The sequence below is a fragment of the Mesorhizobium sp. B2-5-11 genome (genome assembly GCF_006440835.1).
Classification (GTDB): Bacteria; Pseudomonadota; Alphaproteobacteria; order Rhizobiales; family Rhizobiaceae; genus Mesorhizobium.
In genome coordinates this window covers 446,979-461,595 of sequence record NZ_VFUK01000006.1, presented here as the reverse complement: position 1 = coordinate 461,595, position 14,617 = coordinate 446,979, and the positions used below count along the sequence as shown (strand labels likewise).

The 14,617-nt window shown below is 63.4% G+C and carries 15 protein-coding genes and 1 riboswitch; of the genes, 10 read left to right on the top strand and 5 right to left on the bottom strand.

Annotated elements, in window-relative coordinates; genetic code table 11:
* Positions 1 to 1,012 (top strand): autotransporter outer membrane beta-barrel domain-containing protein (locus FJ490_RS21385; protein ID WP_140584682.1); only part of this gene is annotated, 1,012 nt, incomplete at its 5' end.
* Positions 1,013 to 1,291: 279 nt separating this feature from the next.
* Here the strand turns inward: FJ490_RS21385 and FJ490_RS21380 are convergent.
* Complete coding sequence (locus FJ490_RS21380; RefSeq protein WP_140501241.1) at positions 1,292 to 1,915, bottom strand: LysE family translocator; 624 nt, start codon at positions 1,913 to 1,915, stop codon at positions 1,292 to 1,294.
* 389 nt (positions 1,916 to 2,304) lie between these two features.
* On the opposite strand from FJ490_RS21380, the gene FJ490_RS21375 reads away from it, so the two are divergent.
* The 6 genes from FJ490_RS21375 to FJ490_RS21350 all read left to right on the top strand — a co-directional run bounded on the left by FJ490_RS21375 (position 2,305) and on the right by FJ490_RS21350 (position 7,671).
* Positions 2,305 to 3,072: a L,D-transpeptidase gene (locus FJ490_RS21375; RefSeq protein ID WP_140567883.1), complete on the top strand. Its 768-nt coding sequence runs from the start codon at positions 2,305 to 2,307 to the stop codon at positions 3,070 to 3,072.
* A 110-nt stretch (positions 3,073 to 3,182) separates the two neighbouring features.
* On the top strand, positions 3,183 to 4,349 hold the full coding sequence (locus tag FJ490_RS21370; protein WP_140558908.1) for a diphosphate--fructose-6-phosphate 1-phosphotransferase: 1,167 nt from the start codon (positions 3,183 to 3,185) through the stop codon (positions 4,347 to 4,349).
* Positions 4,350 to 4,437: 88 nt separating this feature from the next.
* Positions 4,438 to 5,157 carry an MBL fold metallo-hydrolase gene (locus tag FJ490_RS21365; protein WP_140501235.1) on the top strand — a complete coding sequence of 240 codons (720 nt, stop codon included), beginning with the start codon at positions 4,438 to 4,440 and terminating at the stop codon, positions 5,155 to 5,157.
* A 197-nt stretch (positions 5,158 to 5,354) separates the two neighbouring features.
* Positions 5,355 to 6,899, top strand: coding sequence for a DegQ family serine endoprotease (locus FJ490_RS21360; protein ID WP_140729551.1), 1,545 nt, complete (start codon positions 5,355 to 5,357; stop codon positions 6,897 to 6,899).
* 143 nt (positions 6,900 to 7,042) lie between these two features.
* The gene (locus tag FJ490_RS21355; RefSeq protein ID WP_140517783.1) at positions 7,043 to 7,276 is read left to right on the top strand and encodes an AbrB/MazE/SpoVT family DNA-binding domain-containing protein; all 234 of its coding nucleotides are present in this window, start codon (positions 7,043 to 7,045) and stop codon (positions 7,274 to 7,276) included.
* Positions 7,273 to 7,671, top strand: a complete 399-nt coding sequence (locus tag FJ490_RS21350) for a type II toxin-antitoxin system VapC family toxin (protein WP_140662289.1) — start codon at positions 7,273 to 7,275, stop codon at positions 7,669 to 7,671. Before FJ490_RS21355 ends, FJ490_RS21350 begins: the two co-directional genes overlap by 4 nt.
* A gap of 95 nt (positions 7,672 to 7,766) precedes the next feature.
* Here FJ490_RS21350 and FJ490_RS21345 read toward each other — a convergent pair whose 3' ends face one another.
* Entirely contained in the window at positions 7,767 to 8,867 is a 1,101-nt protein-coding gene (locus FJ490_RS21345; RefSeq protein WP_140567874.1) for a hybrid-cluster NAD(P)-dependent oxidoreductase, read from the bottom strand.
* A gap of 18 nt (positions 8,868 to 8,885) precedes the next feature.
* Entirely contained in the window at positions 8,886 to 10,133 is a 1,248-nt protein-coding gene (locus FJ490_RS21340; protein ID WP_140658488.1) for an aromatic ring-hydroxylating dioxygenase subunit alpha, read from the bottom strand.
* Positions 10,134 to 10,263: 130 nt separating this feature from the next.
* Positions 10,264 to 10,466, bottom strand: a riboswitch (cobalamin riboswitch).
* A gap of 478 nt (positions 10,467 to 10,944) precedes the next feature.
* On the opposite strand from FJ490_RS21340, the gene FJ490_RS21335 reads away from it, so the two are divergent.
* The 3 genes from FJ490_RS21335 (at position 10,945) to FJ490_RS21325 (ending at position 11,726) form a co-directional block, all read left to right on the top strand.
* Complete coding sequence (locus tag FJ490_RS21335; protein ID WP_140501224.1) at positions 10,945 to 11,142, top strand: DUF680 domain-containing protein; 198 nt, start codon at positions 10,945 to 10,947, stop codon at positions 11,140 to 11,142.
* Positions 11,143 to 11,211: 69 nt separating this feature from the next.
* A complete protein-coding gene (locus FJ490_RS21330; RefSeq protein ID WP_140658486.1) occupies positions 11,212 to 11,418 on the top strand; it encodes a DUF680 domain-containing protein in 207 nt (68 codons plus the stop codon).
* A 71-nt stretch (positions 11,419 to 11,489) separates the two neighbouring features.
* Positions 11,490 to 11,726 carry a DUF680 domain-containing protein gene (locus FJ490_RS21325; protein WP_140512784.1) on the top strand — a complete coding sequence of 79 codons (237 nt, stop codon included), beginning with the start codon at positions 11,490 to 11,492 and terminating at the stop codon, positions 11,724 to 11,726.
* Between the two features lie 86 nt (positions 11,727 to 11,812).
* Here FJ490_RS21325 and ugpC read toward each other — a convergent pair whose 3' ends face one another.
* Positions 11,813 to 12,925: a sn-glycerol-3-phosphate ABC transporter ATP-binding protein UgpC gene (ugpC, locus tag FJ490_RS21320; protein WP_140501216.1), complete on the bottom strand. Its 1,113-nt coding sequence runs from the start codon at positions 12,923 to 12,925 to the stop codon at positions 11,813 to 11,815.
* 25 nt (positions 12,926 to 12,950) lie between these two features.
* A complete protein-coding gene (locus FJ490_RS21315; protein ID WP_140567869.1) occupies positions 12,951 to 14,615 on the bottom strand; it encodes an alpha-glucosidase in 1,665 nt (554 codons plus the stop codon).
* Positions 14,616 to 14,617 lie beyond the last annotated feature (2 nt).

Here is a 14,617-nt window from a genome sequence, read left to right as displayed (position 1 = left end):
GCCCCCGCCCGTCCCGACTGCGGTGCCCGATCTTCCGACGCCCGCGGCAGGGGAGGAGATCCTGCTCTACCGTGTCGAGGTCCCGGTCTATTCGGCGGTTCCGCCGGTGGCCGAGCATCTGGCGATGACGACACTTGGTACTTTCCATGAACGGCGAGGCGAACAGAGCCTGTTGTCAAACACCGAACTCTCTCCGGTCTGGGGCCGTATCTTCGGCCAGGACGCGAAGATGGGCTGGTCGGGAACGGTTTCGCCGTCGTTCGACGGCACCTTGTTCGGGTTCCAGGGCGGCTTCGACGTGTTTGGCCAGGAAACCGCTTCAGGTGGCGTCGATCGTGCCGGCCTGTTCATCGCCTATGCCAGCATGAACGGCGATGTGCGCGGCCAGGCGCTGGGGCAGAACGATCTGGGCGTCGGCGACATCGATCTCGGCGGCACCAGCGTCGGCGGCTACTGGACCCGTATCGGTCCCGGGGGCTGGTACCTGGACGGGGTCGTCATGGCCACTTTTTTCAGCGGCGATGCGACCTCGACCCGCGACATCGGCATCGATGTCAAGGGAACCGGCGTCACCGCTTCGCTGGAAGGGGGCTACCCGATCGCGCTGGCGCAAGGCTGGACGCTCGAACCGCAGGCGCAACTGATTTGGCAGCATCTATCGCTCGACGATGCCGAGGATCGCTTCGCGTCGGTTTCCTTCGATCTCGACGACAACGTAACCGGACGCCTCGGCCTGCGCCTGCAGGGCGAGACGACATTGAACAGCACCGCGCTGCAACCTTACCTCAAGGCCAATCTCTGGCACGGTTTCGGTGGCACGGATCACGTCAACTTCGACACCACCGACATCTTGACCGAAAGCCGCTCGACCTCGTTCGAATTCGGCGGCGGCGTGACCGCCAAGGTGACGGACAAGGTCAGCCTCTTCGCCACCGGCGACTACACCACCAATCTCGGCGGCGACAAGCGGCGCATCCTTGAGGGCAATCTCGGCGTCAGCATCAAGTGGTGAGACGGCGAAGCTGGCGCTGTTTTCGTGCGTAAAGTCGACGCCGCCCCTCATCCGCCGGCAGGCAGGTGTGTGCGGGGTCTTGCCCCTTGCAACTGTTCGGGTTCACAAAGAAGGCGGTCGGGCCCCAGCTCACCTACGGTTTAGGCCACCTGAGGGGCGACGGGCTCTCGGCCGCCGCCACGATCAGGCAATCACCTGGTCCGTGGCGTCCTCAATGTGCACAATTCTAAACACACAAGGGGCAGCGCTAACGCTGTGCGTTGAGCGAATCCCCCTTGTTCAATTCCCTGAACGCATCGCCACTGTGGCGATGCCGGCGCCAACCAGCAGCGTGCCGCCGGTGCGGTTGAAGACGCGGATCGCCCTGGGGTTGCGCACAAGGTTGCGCGCTCGCGACGCGATCAGCGCGTAGCCGAAGGCGTTGGAGAAGGCGAGCGCCAGGAAGGTCGTCTCGAAGATCAGCATCTGCGTCCAGAAATCGGCGTGCCGGTCCAGAAACTGCGGCAGGAAAGCGACGAAGAAGGTGATGCTTTTCGGGTTGAGCGCGGTGACCAGCCAGGCATGCCCCATCATCCTGGCGGAGGACACGGCATCGGTGCGCGGCTCGGCCTTGAGCGCGCCGCCGGCCCGGAACAGTTTTACGCCGAGATAGACCAGATAGGCAGCGCCGATCAGCTTCAGGATCGTGAAGACGGTGGCCGAAGCTGCCAGCAGGGCGCCGATGCCCAGCATGGACAAGGTCATCGCCGTGAAGTCGCCCAGCGCCACACCGACAGCCATCGGCAGTGCGGTGCGCCATCCCTGGCCGAGGGCATAGGACACGACCAGAAGGATGGTCGGTCCCGGAATGACTAGGAGGATGGTCGACGCGGCAGCGAAGGCGGCCCAGTTTTCGAAGGACATGCTCGTCTCCTTTGAGCTCAAAGAAGAGGATAAATCCTTCGGTCCAGGAGAATGTAAAGCGGTTTGTTTCTACCCCCGCCAACGGCAGTTCGGCGTCAGTCGAGCCGCCCGACAGGTTCACGATCTCGGCGAGAAGCTCGAGGTTGATCTTTCAGGTCTTGCACATGGAGGCCCCCGCTTTTGACACGCTGGCGCCGGGACTATGACCCGCCCGAGGTGATTTCGTGCAGGGCACGCTGGTTGGCGATACCGGAGAGGGCGCAATGGCGCCCAGCCTGTTCGCAAATGCAGGCAGCGCAAGGCCTTCACGCTTTATCAACCATGAATGATGAAAATGCCCGTCATCCGGCCGGACCGTGCTTCCCGCCGACAGCGTAGGGTTTGGGTACATGCGTGAGTTGCCGCAAAGTCTGACGCCGCCGCGAAACGGCGACGCAATCGAAACCGACAGTCTTCTCTCCCGCCGCGCCGTTTTATCCGGGGCAGGGGCGTTGGCCTTGCTTGGCGCCGCCGGCTGCTCGACTTCGGGCGGCGGCCTGCCGGCGCTCGAGCTGGACGACACGGTCACCGGTTCGCTGCGGCCGATCCGGCCGAGCATCAGCGTCGACAAGAACATCACCAGTCCCGACCTGATGTACGCATCCCTGAGCGACGGCGGCTTCAATGTGCCCGAGGTGCCCTACCTCAAGATCAAGCCGGAATTCCGTCGCCAGATCGTCGTCGACCAGACGGGCGAAGCGCCCGGCACCATCGTCGTTCATCTCAGTGAGCGCATGCTCTATCTCGTCCAGCCGGGGGGCGACGCCATCCGCTACGGGGTCGGCATCGGCAAGGACGGCTTCCGCTGGTCCGGCCGCGCCAACATCCAGTACGGACGGGAATGGCCGACCTGGACCCCGCCGCCGGAAATGATCGCCCGCAAGCCGGAATTGGTAAAATGGCAGGGCGGCCAGCCCGGCGGCCTCACCAACCCGCTCGGGGCGCGTGCTCTCTACATCTATCAGGACGGCAAGGACACCGGCTACCGCATCCATGGCTCGCCCGAATGGTGGAGCATCGGCCAGGCCATGTCGTCGGGCTGTGTGCGCCTGATCAACCAGGACATCATCGACCTCTACAGCCGCGTTTCCAAGAAGAACCCGGTCGTCGTCGTCTAGCTCAAGCCTCACCTCGCGGCCGCTGGCGCGGCCGGTCGTTTCTGCCGTTGCGCGATGGCCAAAGACAGGCGAAGGTGCCTGAAATTCAATCGCCCGGGAGAATTTCACCAATGGCCGGAACTTTCGTCATCGCGCAGGGCGGCGGCCCGACGGCCGTCATCAACCAGACCGTGGTCGGGGCGACGCTGGAGATCCGCAAGCGGCATCCCGGCGCCAAGGTCCTGGGCTCCATCCACGGCGTGCGCGGTATCCGCGACGGCAATTATATCGACCTCTCCGCCGTCCCGGAAGACCGCCTGCGGCTGATCGCCGGAACGCCGAGCGCGGCCCTTGGCTCGACGCGCGACAAACCGGATGCAGCCTATTGCGAGGTCGTCCTCGACGGCCTGAAGAAGGCCGGCGCGGATGCCTTCATCTATATCGGCGGCAATGACACGTCGGGCACGCAGCAGATCCTGACCGATGCCGCCGGGGGCAAGATCGCGTTCGTGCATGCGCCCAAAACCATCGACAATGATCTCGAGGAGAACGACCACACGCCGGGTTTCATCTCGGCGGCCGAGTTCGTCGCCGGCGCTTTCCTGTCCGTCGATCTCGATTTCCGCGCTCTGCCCGGCATCTATGTCGGCATCGTCATGGGCCGGCACGCCGGCTTCCTCACGGCCGCGGCCGCGGCTTGGCAGCTCGATCCCGACAGTGGTCCGCATCTCGTCTACGTGCCGGAGCGGCCGTTCTCGGCCACAGCCTTCATCGAGGACGTGCGCGCCACGCTCGACCGCCACAAGCGCTGCATCGTCGCCGTTTCGGAAGGGGTGAGCACCGCCGACGGCAAGGCGCTGGTTGAAAGCCTGGTGCCGCCCGAGAAGCTGGAGCGCGACCAGCATGGCAATGTCAAGCTATCGGGCAGCGACCTGCCGGCGGCACTCGAGCGGGCGCTCGCCGAAGGGCTGCCGGGCAAGCGCGCCCGCGTCGATGCGCTGGGCTACATGCCGCGCGGCTATGTCGGCGCCATCAGCGCCGTCGACGCGCAGGAGGCGTTCGACGCGGGAGCTTTCGCGGTCACCGTGGCCGAACAGGGCGGCGGCTCCGTGGCGCTGCAATATGACGGCACCAAAACCGTGCTGAAGAAGGTGCCGCTGAAGAACGTGGCCGGCAAGACCCGTCACATGCCCGAGAACTTCATGAAGCCGGACGCCAACCATCTGTCCGACGCCGGCATGGCTTACCTGAAGCGGCTGGTGCCGGAAAAATACAAGGTCGGAAAGCCCTTCGTCTGATGTCGGGACCATACTTGATTCCAGGATCACACCTGATGCGAGGCTCACACCTGATGCCGGGCTCACGCTTGATGCCGGGCCGCTTCTGATGGAGAACTGGTTCAGCAGGAGCATCGTCGACGAGAAGACGACGATGCTGACCGAGCCGTTCGTGCATGACTATGTGCGCGCCAACATCTGGCATCTCACCGGCCGCGACGCCGACCTTTTGGTCGATACCGGCATGGGCATCTGCCCGCTGGCGCCGGAGATCGAAACCCGGGCCGGCAAACCGCTCATCGTCGTCGCCACCCACATCCATCTCGATCATGTCGGCTCGCTGCATGAATTCGCGCTGCGCGCGGGACCCAGGGTGAGTGCCGCGCAGTTCGAGAACATGGATGAGGCGGCGACCTACGCCTACATGTTCCACGACCTCGACGGCGCCGTCTCGCGACTGCCGGCACCGGGCTGGAAGGCTGCGGATTACAAGATCCCGCCAGCGCCGCTGACGCGCACCCTCGACGAGGGCGATGTCGTCGATCTCGGCGACCGCCGCTTCCGCGTGCTGCATCTGCCCGGGCATTCGCCGGATTCGATCGCGCTGTTCGACGAAGCAGACGGCCTGTTCTTCAGCGGCGACGCCATCTATGACGACCGGCTGATCGACGACCTGCCAGACTCCGACAAGTCGGCCTATTGCCTCACCATGCGGCGTCTGCTCGACCTGCCGATCCGCATCGGCCATGGCGGTCACGGCCCGAGTTTCGACGGCGAGCGCATGCGCGAGATCGCCTCGGCCTATCTCAGCCGAGCGGCTGGTCCATAAGCCGGCTCTAAAATTAAATCTTCGTAAGGTCGCCCGAAAACCCTAAATCGAGCCAATCCGCGCCCTAGATGCTGGTTTGTCGATCCGGCCGGCTGCCATGCGCGGCGAGACAGGCAATCCGGCTGTCGACAGCCGACGGGTGTTTTTCCCCGAACCATCCGCGGCCCAGGTTCAACTCTCGCCCGGACAGAACGACCATGTCACCCATAAGCATTCTTCGTAGACATCGCGTCGCGGCCCTGCTGGGCGCTGCGCTGATCATTTCTCCTATCGTGGCCTCCTTCGCCGAAAGCCCGAACGACGTCCGCAACGCCGTCGGTACGACACAGACTCCCGTAGCCGGCGTAGCGGCCCCGAACGGCTCCTTTGCCCCCATCGTGGCAGCCGACAAGCCGGCCGTGGTGACGGTTACGACCGTCATGAAGGGGCAACCGGACGCCATGAGCGATGCCTCGCCCCTGGACGGCGGCGGCTCGCCTTTCGACGATTATTTCCGCCAGTTCTTCGGCGACCAGGGCATGCCCGGGCCGAAAGCGCCGCCGCAGCAGTCGCAGCGCGCCGAAGCGCTCGGATCCGGCTTTATCGTCGGCGCCGACGGCACCATCGTCACCAACAACCATGTCATCGACGGCGCGAGCTCGATCAAGGTGACGCTTGACGACGGTTCAGAGCTTCCCGCCAAGCTGGTCGGCCGCGACGCCAAGAACGACCTTGCGGTGATCAAGATCAAGGCCGACAAGCCCCTGCCGACGGTAAAATGGGGAGATTCCGATAAGTTGATGCCGGGCGATCAAGTGCTGGCCTTCGGCAATCCGTTCGGCATCGGCACCACGGTCACCTCAGGTATTGTCTCGGCGCGCGGCCGCGACCTCCACAGCGGGCCGTTCGACGATTTCATCCAGATCGACGCGCCGATCAACCACGGCAACTCTGGCGGTCCGCTGGTCGATGTGAGCGGCAACGTCGTGGGCATCAACACCGCGATCTATTCGCCGAATGGCGGCAGCGTCGGCGTTGGCTTCGCCATTCCGTCCGACCAGGCGCAAAAGGTGGTCGCCAAGCTGATGAAGGGCGGCGAAATCGAATACGGCTATCTTGGCGTCCAGATCCAGCCGGTGACCCCGGACGTTGCCAGTGCCATAGGTCTCGATCACCCCGGCGGCGCATTGGTCTCCTCGGTCACCGAGGGCTCGCCGGCGGCCGCGGCCGGCATCCAGACGGGGGACCTCATCACCGGCTTCGCCGGCCAGGAGATAAAGGATCCCAAGGACCTGTCGCGTGCCGTCGCCGATGTCTCGCCCGGCAAGAAGGAAACGCTCGACGTCTGGCGCAATGGCAAAACCATGCAGCTTTCCGTCGACGTCGGCCGCAATGGCGACGATGCGCAGACCGCGTCGGTATCTGGTGATTCCGGCGCGCCGGGAAACGGGCAGGGCGCCCGCCTGCCGGCGATCGGGCTCGGCCTGATGGACATCACGCCCGATATTCGCCAGCAGATGAACCTCCCCGACAACCAGCGTGGCGCGGTGGTCGCCGCGGTCAATCCCAACAAGGCGGCGGCGGCTTCCGGCGTCCAGCCCGGCGACATCATTATCGCCGTCAACCAGATGCCGGTGAAGAGCGCCAGGCAGGCCACGCAGGCGATCGCGCAGGCCGGCAAGTCAGGCCGCAAATCGGTGCTGCTGCTGGTGGAACGAGGCGATGCCCAGATCTATGTCGCCGTGCCCTTCGCCAATGGCTGAGACATCGCGTTGACATGAATGCAGGGATGGCGGGCTTGTCGGTCGACGAGCCCGCCTCCCGGCCGGGGATTGACGCTTCAGGCCTTGAAATCCGGACCGCAAGGTAATACCTTCGGGAGACATGGTATTACCGAGGAACGAAGATGGCGACGACCGTTACAGCGAAGGGACAAGTGACCATCCCCAAACCGGTTCGCGATCTCCTGGAGATCGTCCCGGGAAGCAAGGTCGATTTCCGGCGCGCTGCCGATGGCAGCGTGGTGCTGACCCGTGCTGACAAAAAGCAGCCGGCGAGCCGCTTCGCCAAGTTGCGAGGTCATGCCGGCGAGGGGCTCACGACGGACGCGATCATGGCGCTGACGCGTTCCGAACGGTGACGCTCGTCGACACCAACGTTCTGCTCGACGTTGTTACGGACGATTCGAGCTGGGCGGATTGGTCGGTCGCCCATCTCGAGGCAGCGAGCCTTGATGGGCCGTTGTTGATCAATGATGCGGTCTATGCCGAGCTTGCCGTCCGCTACGCACGCATCGAGGATCTGGAGGCGTTTGTCGAGGCGGCCGGTCTAGAAATGGTTCCGATGCCAAGAGCAGCCCTCTTCCTTGCCGGAAAAGCATTTACACAATATCGCAGATCGGGAGGATCCAGGACCGGCGTACTGCCTGACTTTTTCATCGGCGCCCACGCAGCCGTCGGACGCCTTCCGCTGCTGACGCGTGATGTCGGCCGCTACCGGACTTATTTCCCTTCTGTGAAGCTGATCACTCCCTGAATGGCCGTCGGATTTCGCTCCAAAAGCGTGTCGCAGCGAAACGGACTCAGGCGACGCTCACTAAGCGGCGTCGGAGGCTCGCAGCCAGCCGCCGGTCACGCCTCGATCTCAAGCGCCGAAAGCGGCTTGGAGCAGCAGGCGAGAATGAAGCCATCCTCGATCTCGTGATCGAGGATGCCGCCATTGTGGCTCATCTCGACCTCGCCCGAGAGCTTCTTGACCTTGCAGGTTCCGCACAGGCCGAATTCGCACGCGGCGGGGATTCTGACTCCCGAGGCGCGCGCCGTCTGCAGCACCGTCTGGCCGGCGACGCATGCGGCATCGACATCCGAAATCGAGAACCGGATCGGCGTCGCGGCTTCGACAGGAATGGCTGCGCCGTCTCCAGTCGGCGAGGCGAACGGCGCCGGGATTTCCTCCACCAGCGGCGCTGCAAAGCTCTCCTGATGGTATCTCGCCATGTCGAAGCCGGCGGCTTCGAGCATGCCGCGCACGGCACGCATGAAGGGGTCGGGGCCGCAGCAGAAGATTTCGCGCTCTCGGAAATCGGGCGCCAGAAGCGGCAGCCGGATGGCGTCGATGCGGCCCATATGGCCGAACCAGCCTTCCCGGCTCGACCGCTCCTCGATCATGAAACCGAGCGACAGGCCGGGCATGCGGCTGCCGAGCAATTCCAGCTCCTTGCGGAAGATGATCTCTTCGGGGCGGCGTGCGCAGTTGACGAAGCCGACATCGGTCCATGGCGCGCAGTCATTCAGCCAGCGCAGCATCGACATCATCGGCGTCACGCCGGAGCCGGCCGAGATGAACAGATATTTGGCCGCCGGGTGGCTGTGCAGCGAAAAGTCTCCGGCCGGCCCATACGCCTTGACGTGCGAACCAGGCCTCAAATGGTCGAACATCCAGCGTGTGCCGGTGCTGCCGGCCTGCGCCTTCACCGTCACCGCGATCGAGAATGGCCGTGAAGGCGAAGACGACAGCGTGTAGGTGCGCATCAGCAACCGATCCGCTGTCGGCAGTTCCAGCGTCACGAACTGGCCCGGCTTGTAGCGGAACCAGGTCTGGTTGTCGGAGCGGAAGGTGAAAGTCTTTACATCAGGCGCCTCGTCGCTCACGCCGATCACTTCCAGCACCTGGAGCCTGTCGTTCCAGGGCGCCATCTGATCGAGATGGCGATAGAGGCCGAGATCCGTCATCGCATTCATCCTCACCTCTCAAGCAACGCTGCGCAGGGCCGGCCGGCCGTCTTCGGCGAGGCGCGGACCGATGAAACGCGCGTACCAGTCGACGAACTGGATGACGCCGCCTTCGTGCAGTTCGGAATAGGGGCCGGGTTCATAGGCCGGCGACAGGATGCCGAAGGCGTTTTCCTCGACGATGCGACGATCCTGGCCGTTGGTCTCGGTCCAGACATGGGTGAGTTCGGCGAGATCATAGTCGACGCCCTCGACCGCGTCCCTGTGAACCAGCCATTTGGTCGTCACCGCGGTCTCGGTGGCGCTGATCGGCAGCACGCGGAACGTGACGGCGTGGTCGCCAAGGATGTGGTTCCAGGTCGTCGGATAGTGATAGAGCAGCAAGGAGCCGATGCGGTCGGTGGCAACGCCGTCGGACAGGTTCTTCTTGACCGCGCGTTTTCCCGTCATCGTATAACTGACGGCATCGCGCAGCAGCGGCGCGCGGGTGGCACGGTACTGTCCGGCCGGGTCGATGCGGAACCTGCTCGGCAGGCCTGCCGCCTCGCATTTGGCCCAGTGCGCCAGCATCTCCGGGTCGCCGTCGGCGTCTTGCACGCCAGTCACGGTCGGCGCCTCCGGGAAGGTCTTGCAGAGCTCCGGATGGTTGCCGGCGCAATGATAGCATTCGCGGTTGTTTTCCCAGACCAGCTTCCAATTGCCCTTCTCGACGATGGTGCTCTCGAAGGCGACCTTTGCTTCGCGCAGCCGATGCGGCAGCAAATAGGGTTCGATCATCGTCCGCATCGGCGCGAAATCCGCCGGCTCGTCGGCGAGGCAAATGAAGATGTAGCCGCCGACGCTTTCGCAGGCGACCGGCTTCAGGCCGAACTGGCTCTTGTCGAAACCCTCGGCCATCTGCCTGGCGAACAGCAGCCTGCCGTCCAGTTCATAGGTCCACTGATGGTAGGGGCAGACGAGCTTCGCCGCCGTGCCCTTGTCTGTGTTGCAGACGCGGCTGCCGCGATGGCGGCAAGAATTGTGGAAGGCGTTGATGTTGCCCTTCTGGTCACGCACCAGCACCACAGGATAGTCGCCGATCTGCACGGTGATGAAGCTGCCGGGCCGGGGCAGTTCGCAATCATGGCCGATGAACAGCCAGTCGCGGTACCAGATCAGCTCCATGTCGAGCTTGAAGTAGTCGGGATCGGTATAGAAGGGCTGCTCGAGCGAGAAGCCGTCCCTGCGGCCTTGCAGCCGTTTCAGCATGTCGTTGCGCGCATCCATGTCCTGTCCTCGCATTGAAGTCCTGTCCTCGCATCGAAGGACTGAACGGAGGGGAGAGAGGAAGGATCAAGCAGCGCGCCGGCTTGCGCCGGACATGCACCATCCGCCTCTTGACCGCCCGCCGCGATCAGTCGAGTCCAACATCTCGGGCTGGTTTCCGGGCTCTGGAGCTGTCCTTGCGGACTGTCGCGACACCTTCCCAGGCCTTTGCCCAGTGGTCTCCCGTTGCGACCTGAACTCCACCACCGTTGCGGGGGCAGCGCCGGATTCTGACCGGCTTCCCAATTCTCCGCCTCGTCGTCACGCGGCGGCACCTGAGATGGCAGGATCTAACCATGATCGCCGACTTGTCGTCGGCATGAAAACGACATCGCATCCATGCCGCGCGACACGCATTGGAAACGGCGCGGCCGCCGTTGCAGGGCAGAAAGCCTCAGGTCGCCGCCTCGGATTCCGTCTCGTGGCGGAGGCAAAAAAGGTTAACGGTTTCGAAAAGTGACTGTTAGCGCCCTCTAAAATCGAACCGAACGGTTCGTTTCTGTTGACGATGCGTGCAGGACGGTGTGAACACTGGGCCTTCGACACAGTTGGTGATCGCGCGACGCGTTTGCATAACCAACTGATAGTAAACAGAAAAAAACGAATGTTGAAGGCTCTGGCACAATTTCAAGTGGTGGAAACTTGGTCCACACGGAAAAACTTCGTGATTGGAAATGGCGGTATGGCTTTCCCACATCGGGGCTGTCCGAACGACGCGATTTCCTCCCAAGACACGCCGCTAGACGGACGGAAAAATACTGGAGTATCAAAAATGAAAAAGATCATTCTCACTGCCGCCGCCCTTCTGGCTGTTTCCGGCAGCGCCTTCGCTAGTAGCGACCATTATGGTTCGAATGCCCCTGCGGCCACCGCCGTCGACAGCTCGTACACCGCTTCGACCAAGAAGTCGGAACCGGCTGCCCAGACGCCTGTCCAGGGTGCCGATCGCAACCTCTTCGGCAACAACTAACAGCCGATCTCCAGTTGACGGCGGGCCTTCCGCCGTCCTGGCGAAATTTGAGAATTCAGGAGACTTGAAATGAAGAAGATCGTTCTTGCTGCCGCCGCCGTCCTGGCCGTGTCGGGCAGCGCTTTCGCCGGCAGCGACAACTATGGCTCCAATGGCGCCAACCAGCCCGCGGCCACTTCGACGGACAGCTCATACACCGCTTCGACCAAGACGCCGGCTCCGGCTGCCCAGGCACCTGTTCAGGGTGCCGACCATAACCTCTTCGGCAACAACTAACAGCCGATCCTGCAGCAGATGGCGGGCAAGCCCGCCTCTGCGGTGGAATTTGAGAATTCAGGAGACTTGAAATGAAAAAGATCATCCTTGCTGCCGCCGCCGTCCTGGCCGTTTCGGGCAGCGCTTTCGCCAGCAGCGACAACTATGGCTCCAATGGCGCCAATCAGCCTGCCGTCACCTCGGTCGACAATGCGCACACGGCTTCGATCCGCGACAGCGGCTCGCCGGTCTACAAGCTGCTCAATTCGTCGGGCGATGAACACAAGTCCGCCCCTCAGGGCAGTGACCGGAATCTCTTCGGCCACTAACAGCCGAAGCTGACACCAGACAGGAGCGGCGGGCTTTGCCCGCCGCTCCTTTTTTGCGTGACCGGCAATTAATTCATGGCCTGCTCTCAGGCCGCTTTCGCTTCCGTCTCGTGCAGCGCGAAGGATCGTCCATCCGCGTCGAAGATATGAAGGTCTCCGGCGTCGGCGCTCAGCCGCAGTGTCGCCCCGCGCTTGACCTCGACATTGCCCGGCAGCTTGGTCACCAGCGGCAGGTCGGCGCGGCCGATGTCGACATAGACGAGTTGCACCTCGCCGAGCTGCTCGACATAATCCACCGTTCCTTCGAACAGATAGTCCGTGCCGCCGGCGATCGTCAGGTCCTCCGGCCGCACGCCGAAGCTCACCGACGCGCCCTTGGCCGAGGCCGGCGTCGCGATCGGCACCGTAGCCTTGCGGCCGCCGACATGACTGATGACGGTCGGATTGCCCGATTTGTCGATGGTCGCCGGCAGGATGTTCATGGCCGGCGAGCCGATGAACTGGGCAACGAACAGATTGCCGGGTTTCTTGTAGAGTTCCATCGGCGTGCCGACCTGCTCGATATGGCCCTCCTTCAGCACCACGATGCGGTCGGCCAGCGTCATCGCCTCGACCTGGTCGTGGGTGACATAGATCATGGTGGTGTTGGGCATCGATTCCTTGAGCTTGGCGATCTCGATGCGGGTGGCGACGCGCAGCGCGGCGTCGAGGTTCGACAGCGGTTCGTCGAACAGGAACACCTTCGGGTTGCGCACGATGGCGCGGCCGATGGCCACGCGCTGGCGCTGGCCGCCCGACATCGCCTTGGGGAGGCGGTCGAGATAGTTGGTCAGCTGCAGGATCTCTGCCGCCTGGCGCACGCGCTTGTCTATCTCGGCCTTGCTTTCCTTGCCGATCTTCATCGAAAACGCCATGTTGTCGTAGACCGTCATATGCGGATAGAGCGCGTAGGACTGGAACACCATGGCGATGCCGCGTTTCGACGGCGGCACGTCGTTGACCACCTCGCCGGCTATTCTGAGCTCGCCCGAGGTGATCTCCTCGAGCCCTGCGATCGAGCGCAGCAATGTCGACTTGCCGCAACCCGACGGCCCGACGAAGACGATGAACTCGCCCGATTTGATGTCGAGGTCGATGCCGTGCAGAATGTTGAGATTGCCGTATGATTTCTTCACTTGCCTCAGCGTGACATCGGCCATGTTTCCCTCCAGTGGTCGCTAGAATTCAGTCGATGCGCCCGAACCAGGCGCCGTAGCCGCCGAGGCGGATGGAGCCGGAGCTCTGCTGTCCCGAAAATCCGTGTCCGGGCAAAGGTTGCAGCGATCGACCGCCAAGGTCAACCTCCGCTGGCCCGGATCCCAGGTTGAAGACGCAGACGATCTGCTCGTTGCCCGCGCGGCGCGTGAAGGCGACAGTGTCGCCCTGGCTTTCGATGAAATTGATATCGCCCTTGGCCAACGCCGGATGGGCACGGCGGAAGCCGAGAAAGCGTCGGTAGTGTTCGAGCAGCGAATGCTCGTCGCCTTGCTGGACATTGACGGCTTGCGACAGGTGCTTGGCCGGCACCGGCAACCACGGCTTTGCCTGGGAGAAGCCGCCATTCCTGGCGCTGCCGTCCCACACCATCGGCGTGCGGCAGCCGTCGCGGCCCTTGAATTCCGGCCAGAAGCGGATGCCGTAGGGATCTTGCAGATCCTCGAACCGCAATTCGGCTTCGCCGAGCCCCAGTTCCTCGCCCTGATAGATACAGACCGAGCCGCGCAAGGACATCAGCAATGCCGAGATAACCTTGAGATAGGCGGTCGGGTCGGCTTCGTTGGCGGCCCAGCGCGAGGCCGGGCGCATCACGTCATGGTTTGAGAAGGCCCAACACGACCAGCCGTCGCTGGCAACCTTGCCGAAGGTTTCCAGCACCGAACGGACCTTGGCGGCGCTGATCTTTTCCGGCGCCAGGAAATCGAAGGAATAGCACATGTGCACGCGCTTGCCGCCGGCTGTATAGGCCGCGACGACGTCCAGTCCGCGCTGTGAATCGCCGACCTCGCCGACCGCGGCCGTTGCCGGATATTCGTCGAGCAGGGCGCGGAAGCGTTCGAGGAAGCCGAGGTTCTCCGGACGGCTCTTGTCGTAGATGTGATCTTGGTAGTTGTACGGATTGACCGCGGGTGCGGTCTGGTCGTTGCGCTGCTCCGGCGGCAGCGGCGGGTTGTTTTCCAGCCCCTGGCTGTGGAAGTAGAAATTGATGGTGTCGAGGCGGAACCCGTCGACACCGCGCTCCAGCCAGAAGCGGGTGACGTCGAGCAGCGCGTCCTGGACTTCGCCGTTGTGGAAATTGAGGTCCGGCTGTTCCGCGAGAAAGTTGTGCAGGTAATATTGCTGGCGGCTGGTGTCCCATTGCCAGGCCGATCCGCCGAAGATCGACAGCCAGTTGTTGGGCGGCGTGCCGTCCGGCCTGGGATCGGCCCAGACGTACCAGTCGGCTTTCGGATTACTGCGGTTCGATCGGCTTTCCCTGAACCAGGGATGGATGTCGGCGGTGTGCGACAGCACCTCGTCGATCATCACTTTCAGCCCCAGCCTGTGCGCCTCCGCCGTCAGCGCGTCGAAATCGGCCAGCGTGCCGAACATCGGGTCGACGTCGCAGTAATCCGAGACGTCGTAGCCGAAATCCTTCATCGGCGATTTGAAGAAGGGCGAGATCCAGATGGCGTCCGCGCCGAGCGCGGCGATATAGGGCAGCCGCCCGATGATCCCCTTGAGGTCGCCGATGCCGTCGCCATTCGAGTCCTGGTAGCTGCGCGGATAGATCTGGTAGATCACGGCACCTCGCCACCAGTCGCTATCGACGGCGAGATCGGGCCTCGAACTGGCTTTCAAAGCGGATTGCATGG